We start from the raw sequence: 20,114 nt of genomic DNA, 5'->3' as shown, positions 1-20,114 counted from the left end.
TCTTCATTGAGACCAGCGTACATAAGTCAGGCTAGGTTTCGATTAACACAACGTCACAATTGCGGTTTGATGCGTGGTGCAGGGGCGGCTGGGTATGGATTTACGACCTCTGCAACGATCTTCTTCTCGTCACCAACACGACTGTTAGAGAACAGGGATGTGAAGTAGCTGAAAGCACGTTCTGATTCAGAGGCTTTTTGCGGTGCTGGGGATGGTTCCTCAGATGCCAGCGCCAAAACTTTTGCAGCTTCTACATTCACAGGCGTTGCGTTTGGTGCTTTTGCTTCTGCTTTTGCGACGTCAGTTGTTGAGGCGCCACCAAAGAACGCTGCAATCTTTTCTTTGCGGCGTTTACTGCTTTCCATAGCGATCTGGATCTCAGCGGTCTCTCGTGCATCCCGGGTTTGCTTTTCTGCTACTGCCACTGCGATGTGCTCAGGCACTGTGTAGGCAGGGCAAGCGCCGCGTGCATTGAATTTGGTTCCGCGTGCGTCTGCCTTCGCGTTGAAGACATATTCTTTTTCACAGACTTCAATGGATGGTGGGCGTTTGGTGACTTCAAAGTGGTCATAGCCACGCTTCAGCATGCGCCAGAACTCATAATGCTCGGAACTTGCGTTCTTGGCCATGTTGTTCGGTGTCATGCGAAATGGGAAGGCCTGAACCTGAAACTTTCTCTGACCGCCAAGGAAGCTATCGCGACCAAGAGAGTAGATATCTGCAATCTGCTCGTCCGTCATGGCATAACACCCGCGAGAAGAGCAGGCACCATGGACCATCAAGTTTGAGCCTGTGCGGTCATGAGCGCGGTCAAACTTGTTCGGGAAACCAAGGTTGAATGCGAGGTAGTAAGAGGAGAACGGGTTCATCAGGCCCGGTGTGACTTCGTAGAAGCCTTCTGGTGCCTGACGGTCGCCTTCCTTAAACTTCGGGCCGAGTTTGCCTGACCATTTGCAGATCTCATAGGTTTCCAGCAAAGCATACTGGCCTGATTTGGTCTGTTTCCAGATCTCCAATTCAGACTCTTGCTTGAACAGGCGAACCATGATTGGAGACTTGAGCTCCATGTCCTTGGATTTCATTCTGTTGGAAAGGCTTTTGCTCACAGGTTGCTGGTGCTTCTCAGCGCCAAACTCTGTTCCCTGACAAGCGGCTAGCGTTAAAGCCAGCGCAAGCGCAGCAGCACGCTTTACGTTCTTGCCAGTCTCTCCCTGAAACACTCTAATCATGTGCTTGACCCACCATGCTGGGGCTAGTTTGCCCGAACCCCAATCTCGACTCGATACTAAGACTATCTGGGTTAAGGTTGATCGAATCTTACCACAGATCATTCTCTCTGAGATTGTGGGGTATTCCCCAAGATGCACTTTCCCCCGAGTTTGATTGGATCAAACAAAAAAGGCATCAGATATACTTCTGATGCCTTTTATAAAAAATTTAGTGGATACCCACAATAAATCCTAGGTTCGAATCAGCCGAGTTCACGACCTATGCGTAAGAACTTCTCGCGACGCTGCTTCTTGAGCTCGTCTGCAGACAGACCAGCCATCTTACTCAGAGCGGTTTCAATCGAGTTGCCTGCGCGATCAATTACGATCTCTTTTGCGCGGTGAGCACCGCCGATTGGCTCTTTGATGATCTCATCAATGACGCGGAAGCTGGAAAGGTCTTCTGCAGTGATCTTCATGTTAGTTGCCGCGTCTTGTGCACGGGTACTGTCGCGCCAAAGAATGGATGCGCCTGCTTCTGGTGAGATCACGGAATAGATGGAGTGTTCCATCATTGCTACGTGGTTGGTAGTAGCAATTGCAATTGCACCGCCAGAGCCACCTTCACCAATGACGATGGAGATGTTTGGAACGCCAAGGCCGAGGCACATGTCAGTTGAGCGTGCGATCGCTTCTGCCTGACCGCGCTCTTCAGCGCCGATCCCCGGGTACGCACCTGCTGTGTCCACGAAAGAGACAACAGGGATGTTGAAACGGTTTGCCAGTTCCATGATGCGGACGGCTTTACGGTAACCTTCCGGACGTGCCATGCCGAAGTTATGCTTCAGGCGGCTTTCGGTGTTGTTACCTTTTTCCTGGCCAAGAATAGCGACTGATTGTCCACGAAAACGACCAAAACCTGCGATAATGGCACAATCCTCGGAGAATTTGCGGTCACCGGCAAGAGGCGTGAAATCTGAGATCAGGGTATTGATGTAGTCCAGTGAATGCGGACGGTCTGGATGGCGAGCCACCAGAGTTTTCTGCCAAGGCGTCAAGCGAGAATAAATGTCGCTGAGTGCTTGATCTGCTTTTTCCTGAAGACGGGCAATCTCGTCTTCCACATCAACCGCTTCCCCACCTTCAGCCAGGATTTTCAATTCCTGTACTTTACCTTCAAGGTCAGCAACTGGTTTTTCGAATTCGAGGTAACTGCGCATATTGGATATTCACTCGTAACAATCAGCGGGCTTGACCCGCCGACTAAAAGGCGTTGGACCGCGCTATAATTTTGGCGCGACACTGGCGACAGCTGGGTCATCTGTCAAGGCTTTGCATCACAAATGTGGGTGTTTGAACCCCTTCAGACAAGAAGGTTTGGGATTAAAGTGCAAATCCTATCTGGAAGCTGTTTTTTTGCGAAGTCCTGACGTTTGCGGCATATTGAGTTCTGCTGCTTCCAGGACAAGTGTACCTGTCGATGTCGGAATGGAGACCTTGTAAGGAATAAGAATACGGGTGTTTCCGATCGGTGCGAGCCATGTCTCAATGTTTGCGTTTTTGGCCAGATACTGAACAGCCTTTTTCTCTGGACGATGTCCAGCAACAGGCTCCCAGCGTGCGGAACAGACGACAACCGGACCGTTGTAGCCTTTGCCTGAGACTTCACGCACTTCTTTGAACTTCATATTGATATTGAAGCGCGCCCAGCCATCATAAATTGGCAGTTTGCGATTACATACTGATGGATCAAGCACTTTTGAGCGGGACGGTGCGCGTACAATCGCTGCACTTAACGGGTCCATCGCATTGAGCTTGTGCTTGCCAGTGACCTTAACGCGGGTCTTGGACGGTTTGTATTTTGGAGTGACCTGGGTTGTGCGGACATGGCCAGACCCCTGACCGAGATTGACATAGAAATCTCGGTTGGATGCACGAGAGGCCATGGTGTAGGTGCTTGGAAGGACTTTTGCGCCTTTCATCCACCCGGTCGCGTGTGCGCCGCCTTTGCCTGTGGAGAAGAGGGTTCCAATGCCAGCTGGCTCCATACCCACTTTTGCGGAATAGGCGTTCTCTCTGAGGATAAGCGATAAGGAGCCTTTTGCCACAGTGAAGCCTGCATAAGAAATATTGTAGACACCGCCTAGGCGCTCTGTTTTCCCCAGAGCAGCTGTGGATAGCGTGCTAAATGAAAGTGCTGCGACGGCTATTACGCTCGATTTGCCAAGAAAATTGCAAACCTTAGAAACTGTTACTCGCACGATACTGTACCTCCGCAGCCGCAGACATTCGCGCCTGACAGCCTGAGAACTCAGGAAACTGAACAAAAAATTCAAACTCATTGAAATATGAAACTACCTAAACATGGTAACACGGTGGTTAAGAGATGTGAGTTTGTTCGAGTTTTGATTGAAATATGGGCTTCGAACAGGCAAATAGGCAGCAAAGCCTTGACGAATTCTGCTGTACTAATTATAGCAAGCCAACTTTTCCGTACAGGGCCGGAGGTGGTTCCGCGTGACCGTGGTGTCCGCGACCTGCCGGTTTTAACAGAATGCGCCCAAAAATGAGGGCGCCTACAAATTAAAAGGGTGACCCTCATGGCACGCCGCTGCGAACTTACCGGTAAAGACGTGATGACCGGCAACAACGTGTCTCACGCAAAAAATAGGAGCCGTCGTCGGTTCTTGCCAAACCTTTGCAATGTTTCCCTGATGAGTGAGACACTCGGCGAAACTTACAAACTGCGTATCTCTGCACACGCTCTGCGTTCTGTTGAGCACCGCGGTGGTTTGGACGCATTCTTGGCGAAAGCAGTTGAAGCTGAGCTTTCTCCTAAAGCGCGTTTGCTGAAGACCGAAATCAAGCGTCGTCAGGCAGCTGCTTAATCACATCATTCTTGAAAGGGATTGAACGTGACTAAGTCGAATACTGCTCGACCACTGGCTCTTGCTATTATGGCAATGACCACAGTGGTCGTTGCTTCGAATTACCTTGTTCAATTCCCTGTTCAGGGAATGTTCGGGGCTGTTAATCTAGCAGACCTGCTTACTTGGGGTGCATTCACTTATCCAGTGGCATTCCTTGTAACTGATTTGATTAACCGACAGTTTGGTCCTGCTGCTGCACGCAAAGTCGTGTATGCTGGCTTTGCTGTTGCAGTTGCTCTTTCTATTGTTTTGGCAACACCACGCATCGCAATTGCGTCAGGAAGTGCATTCCTGATTGCTCAGTTGCTGGACGTGACTGTGTTCCATCGTCTTCGTGATGGTCGTTGGTGGAAGGCGCCTGTCGTCTCTTCTACACTCGGCACCATGCTCGATACCGCGCTGTTCTTTAGCCTTGCTTTTGCTACACAGTTTGCGTTCTTGGGTTATCACGATGCGTTTGCGGTAGAAGTTGCACCATTGTTTGGTGTGTTTGCTCTGGAAGTTCCTCGTTGGGTTTCCTGGGCGATTGGTGACTTCAGCGTAAAGATCATCGTTGCGATGAGCATGCTTGTTCCATACCGCATCGCATTGGGAGTAATCGGCGCGGTACCTGCTTCGCAGCGCGGATAAGCTGTTCGTTTGAAAAGAATTTTAAAAGGCATCGGATTTGGTTCCGGTGCCTTTTTTTTGTTTTTGGGATTGAATGTCGGTGCAGCTCACAAAGACAGTAGTCGTTTACCGAGGCTTCGGTTTTGGCGCTGGGACGATCTTTGCCTCTTTGGGCGCACGAACGAATGGCTCTCTGAAAGGTTCGTTGTCCGTCAGGATGAAGCGCAGCAGCAAGGTGCGCTGCAAGAATGAGCGGTTATCATCTGACATGAGGGACAGGACTGTCTCTCCAAAAGCGTTCATGTGAACGCTCAGAGCTTCCATATTATCAATCTGATAACTGAAATCAGCGGTCAGGAGCGTTTTGCCAGTATGGAGATGGTCTGGTCGCAGGTTGGCGCCATCCAGCTGCCTGATGCGCATCCCAAGGCCTTCTGAGAGGTTGAACAAACGCTCCAGGATCAAGAGATCGCCATTGGGAAGAAAGGCAGCATCTGTAACATCGTAGTTGCCTTGTTTTCCTATCCAGAATTTCCCCGGTCGCGGGCCACCGATGATCCACGCTGGTCTGTTGTGCTTCAGAGACTTCCCGCGTTCGGCAATAGTTATGATAGCGCCGGAGAGTGGAGAGTTGGGAGGGGCGACGGCAACAGATTCAAGGCTCTTGTTCTTTGCCAAACCTCGGATCTCTTTGGGAATCAACAGGTGCTTAGCGCGTTCTTCGCCTGTTTTCAGGTTAAGCGGGTATGACATGATCCCGCCTTTTCCTTCATGGCTGACGAAAATGCGAGGTGTGTTGGCTGAGCCGCCAATGCTCAGACCTTCTGTGTCGGCTCTGTAGGTGCGTTTGAGCTTTCTGCCCTTGCTATCCAGCAGGGTTGCTGTTTCCGCGCCCAGCAGCTTGAGAGGCTTTCCTCGGCTGGTCTGGGATAGTTCGCCGCGCAGCCAGTGGCCGCGATCTGAGATAGCAATGATGTCTGAGCCACTGTTGAGCGTCAGCAAGCCGGAATAGCCGCCGAAGCGACCGTTTGAGCTGCTTAGTTCCAGGCCACCAAGAAACATGAGGGGGCCGTATTGCTCTGCTCGGGTACCAGAGAACTTGAAGCGGTTGATTTCCTTGGAGCGGACTTTCATTGGCTGAAAGCCGCTCTGCTGTGCGGTGCTCACGCTGAAAGGCAAAGAAGCAGCGACTGCGGTTGTTACCGCTGCCGCTGCTCCTGTTAGCAAAATGCGTCGTGTTAATTTCATCGGCGTCCGTGACGTCTACCGCGATCCTGACCGCTGTTTTCATCAAACAAATCAGCAAGCTGATCAGTCATCGCGCCTGCCAGTTCTTCGGCATCTACAATTGTTACCGCACGTTTATAGTAGCGGGTCACATCGTGGCCGATACCGATTGCGATCAACTCGACCGGAGATCTGTTTTCAATCTCAGCAATCACACTGCGCAGGTGTTTCTCCAGATAGTTGCCTGGGTTCACTGAAAGCGTGCAGTCATCCACTGGTGCGCCATCGGAGATCATCATCAGGATGCGACGACGTTCCGGACGTGCAAGCAAACGCTTGTGTGCCCAGTCTAAAGCCTCTCCGTCGATGTTTTCCTTAAGCAGGCCTTCTCGCATCATCAGGCCGAGATTGCGTTTGGCGCGGCGCCAAGGGGCATCTGCGGATTTGTAGATGATGTGGCGCAGATCGTTCAGGCGCCCCGGATTAGACGGTTTGCCATCCTTGAGCCAAGCTTCACGAGATTGGCCGCCTTTCCACGCTTTGGTGGTAAATCCGAGGATCTCCACCTTCACGCCGCAACGCTCAAGTGTACGTGCCAGAATGTCGGCACATGTGGCTGCCACGGTGATCGGACGACCGCGCATGGAACCGGAATTGTCGATCACCAGAGTGACTACGGTATCGCGGAACTCGGTGTCGTTTTCCCATTTGAACGCAAGCGGCTGTAGTGGATCTATGACCACGCGATGGAGGCGGGCACTATCGATGATGCCTTCTTCCAGATCGAAGTCCCATGACCGGCTTTGCTGCGCCATCAGCTTACGCTGTAGGCGGTTGGCTAGTCGGGACACCGCACCAGACAGAGAGGCCAGCTGCTTATCGAGGAAGCCGCGGAGACGATCCAGCTCTTCCTGATCGCAGAGGTCTTCTGCTGCAATGATCTCGTCGAAAGCCTGTGTGAAGATGTGATAGGCATCAGCAGACGGCTGATTGCTGAAGGGATGGTCCCGGCGTTCCTGTTCACCCGGCTCTTCAGCCTGATCGGACATATCCTCTTCGGACATATCCTGCATCTCGCTGTCGACGCCTTCGGTTTCGCCGCTTTCCTGCTCTTCGCCGGAAAGCTCCATCTCTTCAGGCGCGCCCTCTTGTTCACCCTGATCTTCCTGCATGTCACCAGAGTTATCGGAGCGATCATCCTGGTCCTGCTGGCTTTCGTCGTTGTTCTCGTCGTCGTCCTCTGGCTCTTCTCCCAGCTCATCAGCCATATCAAGTGAGGTGAGAAGATCACGCATCTGCTTGGCGAACGCGATCTGGTCATCCATGCGGGTGACGAGTTTGTTCAGATCATGATCAGCTTTTTCTTCAACGAAGGGTCTCCAGAGGTCCACCATGCGCTGTGCGCTTTTGGGGATCTCGCGGCCCGTCAGACGTTCGCGTACCAACAAAGCGATGGCATCCTGCATCGGAGCTTCGTCTTTGGTGGTGACTTCTGCGAAGTTGGCTTTGAAGTAACGATCCTCAAGCATGGCGTCGATGTTGTCGCCAGCGCCCGGCATACGGACAGCGCCAAGGGCTTCAACGCGGGCTTGTTCGACCGAGTTGAAGATAGCGCGTGCGTTTTCGCCTTGAGGAATGTGCTTGGTGTGAACAGCTGGATCATGACAAGCAAGGCGCAGAGCCATGGAGTCACCCAAACCGCGGGTAACGGCGACTTCTTCCTTTGTCATCGTGCGGGAAGGTTCCGGCAGACGGATGCGTCCGCTGGTCATTCCCGGTTTATCCGGTGAAAAAACAACCTCCAGCTCAGGCTCGCCTGCGATGGCTCTGACTGTAGAGCCCATCGCTTGCTTGAATGGCTGGCTGGCAGGTTTGTTCTTGGCTGAGGAGTTGCTGGTACCTGCCATGTAACTCCCCTTAACTCATGACGATGTTTGCCGCTGATTCAGGAAGGTCTTCCCCGAAACAACGCTGGTAGAACTCAGAAACCAGCGCTTGCTCGGTATCGTCACACTTGTTCAGGAAGGTCAGGCGGAATGAGAAACCGATATCGCCAAAGATTTCAGCGTTTTCTGACCATGTGATCACTGTACGTGGGCTCATCACAGTGGAGAGCTCGCCGTTCATGAAGGCGCTACGGGTCATGTCTGCAACACGAACCATCTTGGAAACGATAGAGCGACCTTCTGCACCACTGTAGTGTGGAGACTTCGCCAGAACGATCTCGACCTCATTGTCGTGAGGCAGATAGTTCAGCGTGGTGACGATAGACCAGCGGTCCATCTGGCCCTGGTTGATCTGCTGCGTACCATGGTAGAGGCCGGATGTATCACCAAGACCGACGGTGTTCGCGGTTGCGAACAGGCGGAATGCCGGATGTGGATTGATCACGCGGTTCTGATCGAGGAGGGTCAAGCGCCCGGAAACCTCAAGAACACGCTGGATCACGAACATCACGTCTGGACGGCCTGCGTCGTACTCATCGAAGACAAGCGCGACATTGTTTTGAAGGGCCCAAGGAAGGATGCCGTCCTTGAACTCGGTGACGGTGTGGCCGTCTTTCACAACGATTGCGTCTTTACCAACAAGGTCGATACGAGAGATGTGGCTGTCGAGGTTTACGCGCACACAAGGCCAGTTCAGGCGGGCTGCGACTTGCTCGATGTGAGTTGACTTACCTGTCCCGTGGTAGCCGGAGACCATCACACGACGGTTTTTTGCAAAACCTGCCAGGATTGCGAGAGTTGTTGCGCGATCAAACAGATAGTCTGGATCGATATCAGGGACATGTTCGTTTGCTTCAGCGAAGGCTTGCACTTCCATGTCGCTGTCGATGCCAAATACTTCACGTACAGAAATTGTTTCGGTCGGTAGGGTTTGAGCGGTTTGCATCGTATCTATCATTTTTCCTCCGCGGCCCCACGTCGAAATCGGGGTAATGAAAATCTAAAAAATTCTAAGAGATCCGGGAACTGGTCAAACGTATGACCTAGCAATAACCGGATTTCTTGAGCACGTTGTAGGCCTGAATAATCTCGCGCAAGCGGTCTTCCGAAGAGCGGTCGCCACCATTGGCATCAGGGTGATGAATCTTTACCAGCTCTTTATAGCGAGTTTTTATCTCGGCGCCACGGGCGGTTACCCGAAGGTTCAATGTTTCAAATGACCTTTTCTCAAGTGCCAGCACCTTACGTTGCGGTTCCTGAGGTTGGCTGCGTGCTCCGGTGGCGCCAGCGAAGATGTTGTGCGGGTCGTTTACGTCTTCGCCACCGATGTTTGTACGGCTTCCATCGCGGGCATTCGCGGCGTCTGCCTGCGAGTTTACGCCCATTTTCCAGGTGGGGCGATGTCCTGTCATGCTATCGCGCTGGTAGCTGCGAACACTGTCATCGTCCATGCCGGAAAAATAATTATACGATTTGTTGTAGGCCTTTACGTGGTCTACGCAAAAATGAAAGTACTGGCCTTCCCGATCGCGACCTTTCGGTGCTTTATGGGTGCCGGGCTGGTCGCAACCGTCCCATTCGCACTTTGGGCCTTTTGAGCTTGTGGTGCGTTCTTTGCCGGGTTTTACGCGAATGCTGTCGAAAATGGAGGATGCTTGCTTCATTTTTCGGTTTTCAGTTGCCTTGCGATTGGGTTAGCACCTGCCATAAAGCAGGTAGCCGACATAAATAGAAAAAAGTGACCCTGTTAGGCAAGGCCTTGACGACGGTTTCCTACGTGAGAGATATAGAAAACATGAGCACAAGAGACATCATGATCACTAAACTGGAAGCCGCGTTTAAGCCGCAGCTTCTTGAAGTCACCGACGAATCCGAGAGTCACCGCGGTCACGGCGGCTGGCGCGAGGGTGGACAAACCCACTTCCGGATCAAGATCATATCCACAGCCTTTGAGGGTATGTCCCGCGTCGCTATGCATCGTGCAGTAAACGAATGCGTGGCTGAAGAGATCGCCGGAGGCATTCACGCGCTTGCCATTGAAGCCAAATCTCACACGTAATTGGTTCTTACAGTAATTGGTACATTGGCACAGCTAAATCAATGCGGCAAATGGCTAGTACGTTGCAGGCGCTCGTGTTTTACCCGTTTGCGTTGTTATGTGCGTTGATTTGAGCGTTTTACGATAATTTTGCGTTCTTTAAGGGACTGCAGAAAAGGAAATGGGCCCGGCTGGGCCCATTTTTATTTGCTGGCTTTTTTCGCATCCTGAAGCGGGCTGAGCGCCATCATGCGCAAGCGCGTGATGCGGTTCTTTTCCCGGCTCAGGACTGTGAAGCGGAATCCGTGGAAGGTGAAGATCTGACGTTCCTCGGGGATCATTTTTGCTTCGTGAATGACGAGACCTGCGATGGTTGTCGCTTCGTCGTCTGGCAGGTTCCAATCGGTCGCTCTGTTGAGGTCGCGAATCGGAACTGAGCCTTCGACGATCACAGAACCGTCTGCCTGTGGTTTGAGGCCGGGCAGTTCGATGTCGTGTTCGTCTGCGATCTCACCGACGATCTCTTCCAGAATGTCTTCCAGCGTGACGAGGCCCATCACTTCGCCGTACTCGTCTACCACGAGAGCGAAGTGGGTTTTGCGCTTCAGGAAGGCGTTGAGCTGGTTCTGAAGGCTGGTAGTGTCCGGTACGAACCAAAGCGGGCTCATAACCTTATCCAGCTCGAACTTCTCCATATCGCCTTTGAGGTTTGCGATTGCACGCAGAACATCCTTGGCGTGGAGCAGGCCGACCATATTGTCGGGATCATCACGCCATAGCGGAATACGGGTGAACGGGCTGGCCAGCACTTCTTCCACCAGCTCTTCCGGTGGCAGGTCGGCATTGAGTGCGAACAGCTTGGTGCGATGAACCATCACGTCCGACACTTCAAGCTCAACCAGATCCAGCAGGCCGCCAATACGGTCTTTATCCGCTTTGATCAGGCCGCCTTCTTTATGCTGAAGGTCCAGTGTGCCGCGCAGCTCTTCGTGTGCTGACAGGACGGCTGTGGAATCATCAATGCGAATGCCGAAGATGCGCAGGACGAGGCGTACAATTACCTCGATGGCGGCAACGATCGGTCCAAAGACAATCACCAGCACGCGAACAACAGGTGCAACGCTGAGTGCGAATTTCTCTGCGTTTGCGATCGCCCATGTTTTTGGCAGCACTTCAGAGAAGATCAGGACCAGAAGCGTCATGACCAGTGTTGCGTAGGCGACGCCTGCGTCTCCGAAGAGCTTCAGGAACAAGGATGTTGCGAGTGCAGAGGCCAGAATGTTGACAAGGTTGTTGCCGAGCAGCAGTGCGCCGATGAGGCGCTCTCTGAACTCGATCAGTCTTGCAACAATAAGCGCTCTTTTATTACCGGATTTGACCAGCGCATGCATACGGGCGCGTGATGCTGCTGTCAGGGCAGTCTCCGACCCGGAAAAAAAGCCCGAAAGAACGAGCAAAATTACAATAGCGACAACGGAAGCCCAGAAAGCGTAGTCCGTCATTTGCCGAGTTTCTCCTCAAGAAACGCGCGGAGGGGTTCCGCGCTTACAGTTTTATCGACATAGGAAGTGCCGATGCCTTTTGTAAGGATAAAAGTGAGCTGACCACGACTTACTTTTTTGTCCTGTGCAATCAGGTCCATAAAAGTGTCGATTGGTGGGAGCTGGCCGGGGATCTGATCAATGCGCGTTGGCAGGCCGACGGCTTCCAAGTGCGTGATAACACGTTTGGTGTCTTCTGCCGGGCACAGGCCAAGCTGCTCAGAAAATTCATGGGCCAATACCATGCCGATGGAAACGCCTTCTCCGTGCACCAGTCGTTCAGTCTCGTAGGCAACGGCACCTTCCAGCGAATGGCCGAAGGTGTGACCGAGATTGAGCAGTGCGCGGTTGCCGGATTCCAGCTCGTCCGCGGCAACAACAGCTGCTTTGGCACGACAGGAATGGGCGACTGCGTGTTCTCGTTCAGGCCCGCCAGCGAAGATACCTTCCCAATTGGCTTCCAGCCATTCGAAGAAGTCCGGATCATTGATCAGGCCGTATTTGGCAACTTCTGCATAGCCAGCGCGGAAATCACGCGGGCTGAGCGTATCCAGTACGGATGTATCTGCCAGTACCAGAGCGGGTTGGTGGAACACACCGAGCAGGTTTTTGCCATGGCGGGAGTTGATGCCGGTTTTGCCGCCGACAGAGCTGTCGACCTGAGCGAGCAGGGTGGTTGGGATCTGAACGAACTTCATGCCACGGCGAACAACACCGGAGACGAAGCCGGAAAGATCGCCGACAACGCCGCCGCCTAAGGCGACAACAGCATCGCCGCGCTCAAGGCGCAGGGCGAGGATATCATCGCAGAGGCGCTCGAAGATTTCGAAGCGTTTGGTTTTTTCGCCTGCGGGCACAACAAGTGTGCTGAACTCAACACCTGCGGACTGGAAGCTTTCTTCCAGTGCCTTCAAGTGGAGTTTCTTGACGGTCTCATCTGTGATGATGACTGTTTTGGCACCTGGGAGGCGGGTGGAGACTTCTTCTCCAGCGCGTTTGATCAGGTTGCGGCCAATGAGGATTGGATAGCTACGGTCGCCCAGGTCAACATTGACGAGCGTGGCGTTATTTTCTTCTGTCACTTTCCAACCTCGTTATTTTCTGATGCCTCATCAGAGAGAGGCGGTAGTCCTTTTTCCAGAGCGATCAGGATTTCTTCCATGACGGCTTCATGGGTCACATCACGCGACCAGATTGCCATGTCCGCTTCTTCATAGATCGGATAGCGCTCATCCATCAGCTTTTGCATGGTTGCCTCAGGATCCGCAGTCTGCAGCAATGGCCGGGTAGGGCGCTTGCGCACGCGGGTCATGATGACAGACAGCTCAGCCTTCATCCAAATGGAGATGCCCTTTTCCTTGATGCGGGAGCGTGTCTCTTCATTGATGAAGGCACCGCCACCTGTTGCGAGGACTTGTGGTCCTTCGTCTAACAGGCGTGCAATGACACGCTTTTCACCTTGCCGGAAATAGCTTTCACCGTGTTCAGCGAATATCTCTGAGATAGAACGATCTGCTGCTTTTTCAATCTCTGAGTCTGCATCAATAAAATTGAGAGCGAGATATTGAGCCAAACGGCGACCTACTGTGGATTTGCCACAGCCCATAATGCCAACAAGTACAATTGGCTTAGTGCCGAGGCGCTTCAAAATATCTTGCTGTCGTTGACGTTTTTTGTCTGACTTTGTGTCGTTTGCAGTCACGCCACGCCCTCGCCGATTCATCTACTCTTACTTACGCTTTGACATTATCACACCTTGTCCTGTCAAGGTTCTAGACCAAGAGTGTTTGCCAGCATTTAACTGCTAATTTTCTACAGAAACCGTAGGTGCCCCTTCACAGGCCTGGAGGATATCGCAAAATACGCGGTACACTGGGTGCCTTCGGGTTGAACCTTCACAGTGAAACGGTCTATTTTTGATTGTGAAGTATACTGCTACACCCCACCATCTACGGGTGATTTAGAGGTATCCAGATTTATACGGGAGCATCCGGTTCTGCCATGCCAACATTGATGCGATTGCTGTCTATCATAGGTTTGATCGTTACTGGCGCTGTGCTGAGCATGTATCTGCTTGTCAGCTACGTTGAGCCGGAGCCACGTGAAATTATCGTCGAAATCCAAAAGGAAGGCTTCGAATAGGCTTTTTATGCGTCGAACTCTTGAGACTGAACGCTTTTTTGAAATGTTAAGCGTTGAGCGCGTCAGTGCGTTCAATACGTTGGAAAGCTACCGAACTGACCTGGAAGATTTTGATAGTTTCCTGAGTACGCAAGGTGTGGATCTGCTTGCTGTGCAGGTCACGGATGTCCGTGCCTATCTCTCTGACCTTACTGACCGCGGGTTTGCGGCGTCCTCTCAGGCGCGGCGTCTTTCGGCTCTTCGGCAGTTCTACCAGTTCTGTTATGCCGAGGATATTCGCGATGATGATCCGACCCGAACCGTTGCTTCTCCGCGTAAAGCCTCAACTCTTCCCGGTGTTTTGAGTGAGGAAGAGGTGGATCGGCTGATCGGCAAGGCAGAACAGTTGGCTACTATCACGCATGATAGTGATGCAAAGCAGATCAGAGCTGCACGTGTCTATACATTGCTGGAAGTGCTTTATGCGACGGGCTTGCGTGTTTCCGAACTTGTTTCTCTGCCAGTGTCAGCAGCTATTCGTGACAGCCGTCTTATCACCGTGAAAGGGAAGGGCGGTAAGGAACGGGCTGTTCCACTGTCTCCTCGTTCACAGAAGGCCATGGTTGAGTATGTGCGGCTGCGTGCATCTTTAGGGGCTTATGCGGACAGTGTTTGGCTGTTTCCCTCTCACGGTGAGAGTGGTCACTTTACGCGTCAGGCATTTGGGCGAGACTTGAAGGCACTTGCGTTGGAGGCAGATATTGACCGCAACAAGGTTTCTCCGCACGTGCTCCGCCACGCCTTTGCTTCGCACCTGTTGCAGAATGGCGCTGACCTGCGCGTGGTGCAGCAGCTGCTTGGGCATGCGGATATCTCAACAACACAGATTTATACCCATGTGCTGGAAGAGCGCCTGCAGAAGCTGGTGGAAGACCATCACCCGCTGGCGTGAGGGCACAAACAACTCAAGACGCACGTGTAGCGTTGGATGAAAGCGCTTAAATTTTGGGGAAGAGAAGAGTGGTGCCCCCGGCCAGACTCGAACTGGCACTTCCGAAGAAACCGGATTTTGAATCCGGCGCGTCTACCAGTTCCGCCACGGGGGCAACGGTTGGTAAGGGCGGAATATATCGAGATGGGGTGCGACGTCAATATTTTGATTCAGCTAACCACAGCATTTGTCAGCCTATACTTATATATATTTACGGGGGATAAGGGTAGTGAGGTCATATTTCCGGCCATAATCCTGTGATTGCTGCTGATGATTGAGGTAGGACTCCAGCGTGGGGCTGTTATTGAATGTTACCGCATTGCGAAATGAACCATATTCTTCGCTTGAATGAATGATTGTTTGGAGCATCGCTGACTTATGTTGCGTCGCCTTTATGACTGGACACTTTCCCTTGCTGCGGGACCACGTGCACCCCATGCGCTGAGCGCTGTCGCCTTTGTGGAAAGCTCTGTCTTTCCGCTTCCGCCTGACCTGCTTCTCATCCCGATGTGTGTGAGCAAACGTCAGCGAGCCTGGTTTTATGCTGCGTTGTGCACTGTAGCTTCTGTTCTGGGTGGTTTGCTGGGGTATCTCATTGGTGCCGTCTTGTTTGAGGAAGTGGCGAAACCGATCCTCGCGTTTTACGGTTACATGGATAAGTTTGACCAGTTTAAGCAAATCTTTGAGGACTGGGGCTGGTGGTTTGTGTTTATCGCTGGTTTGACGCCATTTCCGTACAAAGTAATAACTATTGCGAGTGGTGTTTTTGCTCTGAATCTCCCAGTATTCATTGCGGCGAGCATCGTCTCCCGTGGAATTCGGTTTTTTGCGGTCGCAGGGCTTTTGTACCTGTTTGGACCAGCAATTCGGGATTTCATCGAAAAGCGGCTGGGGCTGGTGTTCACTGTGTTTGTGGTGCTGCTGGTTGGTGGTTTCGCTCTGATCAAGTTTCTTTAAAGCGGCTGTCGTTTCTTTGAGAATGGGACAGTTGCTTTGATCTGTTTTGTGGCGCGTATTCTTTGGAGTGCTGGTTTGGAGCCTCGGGAATGCGCAGGAGAGGTTAACTGGAAATGCTAGGACGCTTTTTTGCGCTGCTTCTGAAAGATCCGCTCACCTCTGGTGCTGCGCTGGTGACACTGGGTAGTGCCACAGCGTTGGCGACCGCGTGGGGTTTTGAGCTTATTGGTGGTTTCAAGCCATGCCCGTTGTGTCTCATTCAACGTAATCCGTACTACGCTGGTCTGGTGCTGGGTATTCTGGCGCTGATCTTTACCCGGACCGAGAAGCTGCGTTGGGTTTCTGTGCTGGCACTGCTGGGTGCGGCTGGTGGTTTTCTGTATGGCGGCGGTGTTGGCATCTATCAGGCTGGCGCAGAGTGGGAACTCTGGCTTGGCCCTAATGATTGTGCCGCTGGTGGTAGCATGGAGCTGGGATCTGCTTCCAACATGCTGCAGAGCCTTGCGACCACCAAGGTTGTGAGCTGCTCTGTTGCTCAGTTCCGCATCTTTGGTCTGTCGTTTGCTGGACTGAATGCGATTTATGCGAGTGCGATGGTCTTCATTACGCTGTGCGGTCTGGTGCTTCCTCGCAAGAGCTGAGGTTCATTCCAGACACTGGTCGGATAAAAAGTAGGTGCTATGCTTAGTTCTGAGGCGAAATATCGAAACTGCCTGTTTGATTTGATCGGCGAGATTACAAGTAAAGCACTGGAAGCAAAAAAGAAATTGGATCACGAGTCCTTTGAAAGCAGAGCTGACAAAGATTATGTCGAGGGCTATTTGTTTGCATTGTTCGATGTTCTCAGTGTCGCAGAGCAACAAGCAGAAGTGTTTGATATCGGGCGGAAAGAAATGAATCTATCTGATATCAGGCCTGAATCAGACCTTTTGTGATCAGCAGACACGTTAGGTTTTGAGATATGAAAAAAGCCCGGGGCTCTACGCAGCTCCGGGCTTTTTTGTGTCAGTCACAAAGAGAGGGGCTTAGCCTTCTTCTTTGTTGTAACGTTCGATGCTTTCTACGATCAGACGCTTTGCTTCGTCCGCACCGTGAATGCCGGTGATCTTCACCCATTTGTTTGGCTCAAGATCTTTGTAGTGCTCGAAGAAGTGCTCAATCTGTTTGATGGTGATTTCAGGCAGGTCTTCGATGTTGTGTACGGATTCGTAACGACGGGTCAGCTTGCTGCTTGGGACAGCGATGATTTTCTCATCCTGACCGGACTCGTCTTCCATGACCAGAACGCCGATCGGACGGCAGCTCATGACGGCGCCTGGAACGATTGGGCGCTGGTTCACAACAACTACGTCGATTGGATCGCCATCACCGCAAAGGGTGTGTGGAACGAAGCCGTAGTTGCCCGGGTAACGCATAGGGGTGTAGAGGAAGCGATCGACGTACATTGCGCCGGATTCTTTTTCCATCTCGTATTTGATCGGCTCACCGCCAACTGGAACTTCAATAATGACATTGACGTCCTCAGGTGGGTTCTTACCGACAGGAATACGATCGATACGCATTTATGTATACTCCAATTTCATTTGCTGCCTGTATTACAGGGGCATCGGCCTGTTGCAAGATATATTTCGCAGTCGAGCTTGCGTATTTCGTTCAAGTAATTCCTGTCGGATAACTCTGGGATAAGTGGGTGTTTAATGTTGAAGAATTTTCAGTTCCTCATTGTTGCCATGACCGGAATTTTTGTTTGCACCACCGCTTTAGCCGAGAGTGTTTATTCCACGCTGGATTTAAACGAGACATGCGAGCTTCAAGACACCCCCGAAAATGCAGTGGGCTCTGCTGTGTGGATGTGTCAGGGGTATAACGGTATCCCTGTTTACGTGGCTGAGGGTGATTTGCGGTTCTTCGTCAGTTATGGCGAGCAGGCGCGCGATGAACCTGCGGCGATGCAAGGCCTGAGTCCGTGGAACCGGCTTGGCTCCACCATTGAGTGGGTGCTGGAAGGTGGTGAGCCTGTGGCGACCATTCTGCGGTGGCATACGGACATTCCAGCGGATGTTGCGGGGGATGATAAAGCGGATGCGGACGGGTTTTATCGTGGGCAGGTGCTGGTGATCACTCAGCTGGGGCAGGGTAAGACTTGTCACGTCGGTTACGTGGATGCCCGTGCGACCAAGAATGCCAATAAGCTGGCGCGGGATGCTGCGGGGCTTTTGGCTGGAATATGGGATTGTACCAGCCAACCGAAACTACTTGGGGGTGGTGGCCTGTCCCTTGGCCTCACTGATTAAGAGCCAACGGTTTATCGCAGCGATAAGTTGTAGGGGGAAGCGGTTCGGTTCTCCTTCAGCACTGTGACGAGTGGGTCAACGGGGGGTAGGGGTGAGAGTCTTCACCACAGCTCCACAGAACCGAACCTGCTTGGGCAACAACGATAATTTGGCTGGCATTCGTGGCTCCTCAATGACCCAATTGGGGCGAAATAGAGAAACTACTGTGACAATTTTAGCGTGTACTCTGAATTCTCACGGGGTCCTTTGCCGGGCAGCAAAAGGAGGTTCCCTTGCGTTCTTTCAGGCTTTGCCGCAGGATGGGCGGATTATGTGGTAAAATGGGGTTGCCGATGGCTTAGCGTGCGTCGCGGATTTTCAAATTCACGCTGCGTGCTCAACCAGATTGCCTCGGCGCATTCGCGATGCGAGAGCCGATATTCTGCTTTCTCCGGGATGCCCAACCACAGGATCTGAACGCAGGAGGCCTTCATGAGTGAAGGGGATGATATTGCAATAGTGTCCGGGAGCGTTCGCTCTCTTGATGGTGGCGCCAACAGCGCAGCCGTTCAACAAAAACCGAACCTCCCGAAACCGATAGTTGCTTTTCATCGAACGGAACTCGATCAGATCCTCAGGCTGTACGGACGTATGGTTGCCAGCGGCGAGTGGCGTGATTACGCCATCGGCCACGGAACAGACAAGGCGATCTTTGCCATTTTCCGCCGTGCCAGCGAAATGCCGCTCTACCGTATTGAAAAAGACCCCAAGCTTGCCCGCAAACAAGGTGCCTACTGCGTTGTTGGCACCGGCGGCATGATCCTCAAACGCGGCCACGACCTAGCCAACGTGCTGAAGGTGCTTGAAAAGAAGAAGCACCTGCGCGTGGTGGAGTGAGTTGGCGGACGGTTGGTCCGCTACCGGATAGCTCTGGTGAGCATCTGATGATTTTCAGAATGATGCTTTGCTGATGTGAAGCGCGAAAGGCGTGAAGCGATGGGGTGGTCTCGAATTGCATTGCTTCTCCTTGTCCTTGTGGATGTTATGGGGCAAGGGCTGATTTTTCCGATCGTCAATAGCCTTGTGATGGTGCCGGGCAGCACCTTTGTTCCCCTTGGAGATTCTCTTGCTATCCGGGAGATTGATTTCAGCCTCTTGACCGGAGCGTTCTACATCAGCTGGTTTTTTGGCGGCGCCTATATTTCCAAGCTTTCGGATTATATCGGGCGTAAGAAGGCCATTCTTATTTGCCTGTTTGGTGCCTTGTTCGGATATGGGCTGGCAGTTGTTGCGCTGCTTTGGTCAAACCTGGCTTTGCTGGTGCTCGCGCGTGCAATTACCGGGTTCGCCGCAGGCAATCAGCCAATCGCACAAGCTGCTCTTGTTGATCTCAGTTGTACGGGCGCAGAAAGAAACCGGAATATGGGGTATGTGACAGCAGCCATTGCCATTGGCTTGATTGTCGGGCCGCTATTTGCGGGAGTGCTCAGTGATCCCTCCATCATGGGCAGTTATGCTTCGCTTGAACTGCCTTTTTATGCAGCGCTGGTGCTGATCCTGATCAACATTGTTCTGATCATTATTTTCTTTAAGGAAACAAACCAGACACGCCGCAAGATAGATTTTGGCCTGTCAGAGGTCTTTCTCGTTCTTTGGCGGGCACATTCAAGGCCTACAATTCTGAAGCTGTGCGCTGTTTTCCTCTTTATAGAGGTCGGGCTGAGCGCCTTTTATATTTATCTCAATAACTACATGGTGTTGCGCTTTGGGTTCGATACGCTTCAAAACAGCATTCTCCTGATCATTTTTGGATCGGTTCTGGCTCTTGTAAGTGCGCTTCTGGTGGGGCCAATATCCCAACGATTTTCTAAGGTGGCGACGATTGCTGTGAGTGTGACTGTGATGGGAGTTGGGCTCCTGGCCTTTACTGTGAATGATGTGGCCTGGCTCTCTTATCTCCTGACAGTGCCAATTGTAGCGGCCTTTGCACTTACCCTGCCTCTCATGTTTTCCTTGTTCTCTGCTGCTGTTGATGAGAGTGAGCAAGGCTGGATCATGGGGATCACCATATCGAGCTCGACGGGAGGTCAGTTCATGCTTGCTATTGCTGGTGCTTCTTTAATGACCGCTAACATTCATGGCGTGTTTATCGCGGGCATCGCCTGCTTCGCCATTGCGCTGGGGCTTATTTTCGTTCTGTGGCGCCAACCGGATATTCGAGCTTTGGATTAGGGATAGATGTTGGAATGGATTGAGAGGGAGGCGAGGACTGT

General features: G+C 52.2%; 22 protein-coding genes and 1 tRNA gene. 11 read left to right on the top strand and 12 right to left on the bottom strand.

Features of this window, described 5'->3' with window-relative positions; genetic code table 11:
* Window positions 1-53: 53 nt before the first annotated feature.
* From PsAD13_RS00390 to PsAD13_RS00380, 3 genes are all read right to left on the bottom strand, one after another.
* Window positions 54-1,229, bottom strand: a complete 1,176-nt coding sequence (locus PsAD13_RS00390) for a murein L,D-transpeptidase family protein (RefSeq protein WP_063316981.1) — start codon at window positions 1,227-1,229, stop codon at window positions 54-56.
* Between the two features lie 242 nt (window positions 1,230-1,471).
* A complete protein-coding gene (locus PsAD13_RS00385) occupies window positions 1,472-2,428 on the bottom strand; it encodes an acetyl-CoA carboxylase carboxyltransferase subunit alpha (protein ID WP_063286077.1) in 957 nt (318 codons plus the stop codon).
* Window positions 2,429-2,605: 177 nt separating this feature from the next.
* The gene (locus PsAD13_RS00380) at window positions 2,606-3,469 is read right to left on the bottom strand and encodes a DUF3108 domain-containing protein (RefSeq protein ID WP_082596891.1); all 864 of its coding nucleotides are present in this window, start codon (window positions 3,467-3,469) and stop codon (window positions 2,606-2,608) included.
* A 339-nt stretch (window positions 3,470-3,808) separates the two neighbouring features.
* Here PsAD13_RS00380 and rpmB point away from each other — a divergent pair, with 339 nt between their 5' ends.
* Both rpmB and PsAD13_RS00370 read left to right on the top strand, forming a co-directional pair.
* Window positions 3,809-4,096, top strand: coding sequence for a 50S ribosomal protein L28 (rpmB, locus tag PsAD13_RS00375; RefSeq protein WP_057463517.1), 288 nt, complete (start codon window positions 3,809-3,811; stop codon window positions 4,094-4,096).
* 69 nt (window positions 4,097-4,165) lie between these two features.
* Window positions 4,166-4,768: a VUT family protein gene (locus PsAD13_RS00370; protein WP_057463516.1), complete on the top strand. Its 603-nt coding sequence runs from the start codon at window positions 4,166-4,168 to the stop codon at window positions 4,766-4,768.
* 105 nt (window positions 4,769-4,873) lie between these two features.
* On the opposite strand, the gene PsAD13_RS00365 is transcribed toward PsAD13_RS00370, so the two are convergent.
* The 4 genes from PsAD13_RS00365 to PsAD13_RS00350 form a co-directional block, all read right to left on the bottom strand.
* Entirely contained in the window at window positions 4,874-5,995 is a 1,122-nt protein-coding gene (locus tag PsAD13_RS00365) for an esterase-like activity of phytase family protein (RefSeq protein ID WP_063316980.1), read from the bottom strand.
* Window positions 5,992-7,881, bottom strand: coding sequence for a cobaltochelatase subunit CobT (gene cobT, locus PsAD13_RS00360; protein ID WP_057463514.1), 1,890 nt, complete (start codon window positions 7,879-7,881; stop codon window positions 5,992-5,994). Before cobT ends, PsAD13_RS00365 begins: the two co-directional genes overlap by 4 nt.
* A 10-nt stretch (window positions 7,882-7,891) precedes the next feature.
* Complete coding sequence (gene cobS / locus PsAD13_RS00355; RefSeq protein WP_057463513.1) at window positions 7,892-8,878, bottom strand: cobaltochelatase subunit CobS; 987 nt, start codon at window positions 8,876-8,878, stop codon at window positions 7,892-7,894.
* 85 nt (window positions 8,879-8,963) lie between these two features.
* Window positions 8,964-9,584 (bottom strand): DnaJ domain-containing protein, encoded by a 621-nt coding sequence (locus PsAD13_RS00350; protein ID WP_057463512.1) that lies wholly within the window; start codon window positions 9,582-9,584, stop codon window positions 8,964-8,966.
* Window positions 9,585-9,715: 131 nt separating this feature from the next.
* Between PsAD13_RS00350 and PsAD13_RS00345 the strand changes: the two genes are divergently transcribed.
* Window positions 9,716-9,979, top strand: a complete 264-nt coding sequence (locus tag PsAD13_RS00345; protein WP_057463511.1) for a BolA family protein — start codon at window positions 9,716-9,718, stop codon at window positions 9,977-9,979.
* A gap of 182 nt (window positions 9,980-10,161) precedes the next feature.
* Here PsAD13_RS00345 and PsAD13_RS00340 read toward each other — a convergent pair whose 3' ends face one another.
* The 3 genes from PsAD13_RS00340 to PsAD13_RS00330 are packed head-to-tail and all read right to left on the bottom strand — an operon-like array spanning window position 10,162 to window position 13,201.
* A complete protein-coding gene (locus PsAD13_RS00340) occupies window positions 10,162-11,460 on the bottom strand; it encodes an HlyC/CorC family transporter (protein ID WP_057463510.1) in 1,299 nt (432 codons plus the stop codon).
* Window positions 11,457-12,581: a 3-dehydroquinate synthase gene (gene aroB, locus PsAD13_RS00335; RefSeq protein ID WP_057463509.1), complete on the bottom strand. Its 1,125-nt coding sequence runs from the start codon at window positions 12,579-12,581 to the stop codon at window positions 11,457-11,459. The genes PsAD13_RS00340 and aroB overlap by 4 nt, the downstream gene beginning before the upstream one ends.
* Complete coding sequence (locus tag PsAD13_RS00330; protein ID WP_057463564.1) at window positions 12,578-13,201, bottom strand: shikimate kinase; 624 nt, start codon at window positions 13,199-13,201, stop codon at window positions 12,578-12,580. Before PsAD13_RS00330 ends, aroB begins: the two co-directional genes overlap by 4 nt.
* A 299-nt stretch (window positions 13,202-13,500) precedes the next feature.
* On the opposite strand from PsAD13_RS00330, the gene PsAD13_RS27735 reads away from it, so the two are divergent.
* Window positions 13,501-13,641, top strand: a complete 141-nt coding sequence (locus PsAD13_RS27735) for a hypothetical protein (RefSeq protein WP_167550253.1) — start codon at window positions 13,501-13,503, stop codon at window positions 13,639-13,641.
* A gap of 7 nt (window positions 13,642-13,648) precedes the next feature.
* On the top strand, window positions 13,649-14,572 hold the full coding sequence (locus tag PsAD13_RS00325) for a site-specific tyrosine recombinase XerD (protein ID WP_057463508.1): 924 nt from the start codon (window positions 13,649-13,651) through the stop codon (window positions 14,570-14,572).
* Window positions 14,573-14,641: 69 nt separating this feature from the next.
* Here the strand turns inward: PsAD13_RS00325 and PsAD13_RS00320 are convergent.
* Window positions 14,642-14,726: transfer RNA gene (locus PsAD13_RS00320), tRNA-Leu, on the bottom strand.
* A gap of 263 nt (window positions 14,727-14,989) precedes the next feature.
* Between PsAD13_RS00320 and PsAD13_RS00315 the strand changes: the two genes are divergently transcribed.
* The 3 genes from PsAD13_RS00315 (at window position 14,990) to PsAD13_RS00305 (ending at window position 16,503) form a co-directional block, all read left to right on the top strand.
* A complete protein-coding gene (locus PsAD13_RS00315; RefSeq protein ID WP_063316979.1) occupies window positions 14,990-15,568 on the top strand; it encodes a VTT domain-containing protein in 579 nt (192 codons plus the stop codon).
* 113 nt (window positions 15,569-15,681) lie between these two features.
* The gene (locus PsAD13_RS00310; RefSeq protein ID WP_063305070.1) at window positions 15,682-16,209 is read left to right on the top strand and encodes a disulfide bond formation protein B; all 528 of its coding nucleotides are present in this window, start codon (window positions 15,682-15,684) and stop codon (window positions 16,207-16,209) included.
* Window positions 16,210-16,248: 39 nt separating this feature from the next.
* Complete coding sequence (locus PsAD13_RS00305; protein WP_063316978.1) at window positions 16,249-16,503, top strand: hypothetical protein; 255 nt, start codon at window positions 16,249-16,251, stop codon at window positions 16,501-16,503.
* A gap of 90 nt (window positions 16,504-16,593) precedes the next feature.
* Here PsAD13_RS00305 and ppa read toward each other — a convergent pair whose 3' ends face one another.
* A complete protein-coding gene (gene ppa, locus PsAD13_RS00300) occupies window positions 16,594-17,130 on the bottom strand; it encodes an inorganic diphosphatase (protein ID WP_057463505.1) in 537 nt (178 codons plus the stop codon).
* Window positions 17,131-17,265: 135 nt separating this feature from the next.
* On the opposite strand from ppa, the gene PsAD13_RS00295 reads away from it, so the two are divergent.
* From PsAD13_RS00295 to PsAD13_RS00285, 3 genes are all read left to right on the top strand, one after another.
* Entirely contained in the window at window positions 17,266-17,862 is a 597-nt protein-coding gene (locus tag PsAD13_RS00295) for a hypothetical protein (protein WP_063316977.1), read from the top strand.
* A 471-nt stretch (window positions 17,863-18,333) separates the two neighbouring features.
* Entirely contained in the window at window positions 18,334-18,738 is a 405-nt protein-coding gene (locus PsAD13_RS00290) for a DUF2794 domain-containing protein (protein ID WP_057463503.1), read from the top strand.
* A 99-nt stretch (window positions 18,739-18,837) separates the two neighbouring features.
* A complete protein-coding gene (locus tag PsAD13_RS00285) occupies window positions 18,838-20,073 on the top strand; it encodes an MFS transporter (protein ID WP_063317024.1) in 1,236 nt (411 codons plus the stop codon).
* Window positions 20,074-20,114: the final 41 nt, after the last annotated feature.

The organism is Pseudovibrio sp. Ad13 (assembly GCF_001623225.1).
In the GTDB taxonomy this organism is placed as follows: Bacteria; Pseudomonadota; Alphaproteobacteria; order Rhizobiales; family Stappiaceae; genus Pseudovibrio.
This window is presented reverse-complemented; position numbering and strand designations above follow the sequence as displayed.

What these genes read in the sequence shown, in the direction of transcription:
- PsAD13_RS00340 (WP_057463510.1), bottom strand. Translation starts at nt 11,460, where the DNA reads ATGACGGACTACGCTTTCTGGGCTTCCGTTGTCGCTATTGTAATTTTG.
- PsAD13_RS00310 (WP_063305070.1), top strand. Translation starts at nt 15,682, where the DNA reads ATGCTAGGACGCTTTTTTGCGCTGCTTCTGAAAGATCCGCTCACCTCT.
- cobS (WP_057463513.1), bottom strand. Translation starts at nt 8,878, where the DNA reads ATGATAGATACGATGCAAACCGCTCAAACCCTACCGACCGAAACAATT.
- PsAD13_RS00350 (WP_057463512.1), bottom strand. Translation starts at nt 9,584, where the DNA reads ATGAAGCAAGCATCCTCCATTTTCGACAGCATTCGCGTAAAACCCGGC.
- PsAD13_RS00285 (WP_063317024.1), top strand. Translation starts at nt 18,838, where the DNA reads ATGGGGTGGTCTCGAATTGCATTGCTTCTCCTTGTCCTTGTGGATGTT.
- PsAD13_RS00390 (WP_063316981.1), bottom strand. Translation starts at nt 1,229, where the DNA reads ATGATTAGAGTGTTTCAGGGAGAGACTGGCAAGAACGTAAAGCGTGCT.
- PsAD13_RS00345 (WP_057463511.1), top strand. Translation starts at nt 9,716, where the DNA reads ATGAGCACAAGAGACATCATGATCACTAAACTGGAAGCCGCGTTTAAG.
- PsAD13_RS27735 (WP_167550253.1), top strand. Translation starts at nt 13,501, where the DNA reads ATGCCAACATTGATGCGATTGCTGTCTATCATAGGTTTGATCGTTACT.
- PsAD13_RS00315 (WP_063316979.1), top strand. Translation starts at nt 14,990, where the DNA reads ATGTTGCGTCGCCTTTATGACTGGACACTTTCCCTTGCTGCGGGACCA.
- PsAD13_RS00295 (WP_063316977.1), top strand. Translation starts at nt 17,266, where the DNA reads ATGTTGAAGAATTTTCAGTTCCTCATTGTTGCCATGACCGGAATTTTT.
- PsAD13_RS00370 (WP_057463516.1), top strand. Translation starts at nt 4,166, where the DNA reads ATGGCAATGACCACAGTGGTCGTTGCTTCGAATTACCTTGTTCAATTC.
- PsAD13_RS00325 (WP_057463508.1), top strand. Translation starts at nt 13,649, where the DNA reads ATGCGTCGAACTCTTGAGACTGAACGCTTTTTTGAAATGTTAAGCGTT.
- PsAD13_RS00305 (WP_063316978.1), top strand. Translation starts at nt 16,249, where the DNA reads ATGCTTAGTTCTGAGGCGAAATATCGAAACTGCCTGTTTGATTTGATC.
- ppa (WP_057463505.1), bottom strand. Translation starts at nt 17,130, where the DNA reads ATGCGTATCGATCGTATTCCTGTCGGTAAGAACCCACCTGAGGACGTC.
- PsAD13_RS00365 (WP_063316980.1), bottom strand. Translation starts at nt 5,995, where the DNA reads ATGAAATTAACACGACGCATTTTGCTAACAGGAGCAGCGGCAGCGGTA.
- cobT (WP_057463514.1), bottom strand. Translation starts at nt 7,881, where the DNA reads ATGGCAGGTACCAGCAACTCCTCAGCCAAGAACAAACCTGCCAGCCAG.
- rpmB (WP_057463517.1), top strand. Translation starts at nt 3,809, where the DNA reads ATGGCACGCCGCTGCGAACTTACCGGTAAAGACGTGATGACCGGCAAC.
- PsAD13_RS00290 (WP_057463503.1), top strand. Translation starts at nt 18,334, where the DNA reads ATGAGTGAAGGGGATGATATTGCAATAGTGTCCGGGAGCGTTCGCTCT.
- PsAD13_RS00385 (WP_063286077.1), bottom strand. Translation starts at nt 2,428, where the DNA reads ATGCGCAGTTACCTCGAATTCGAAAAACCAGTTGCTGACCTTGAAGGT.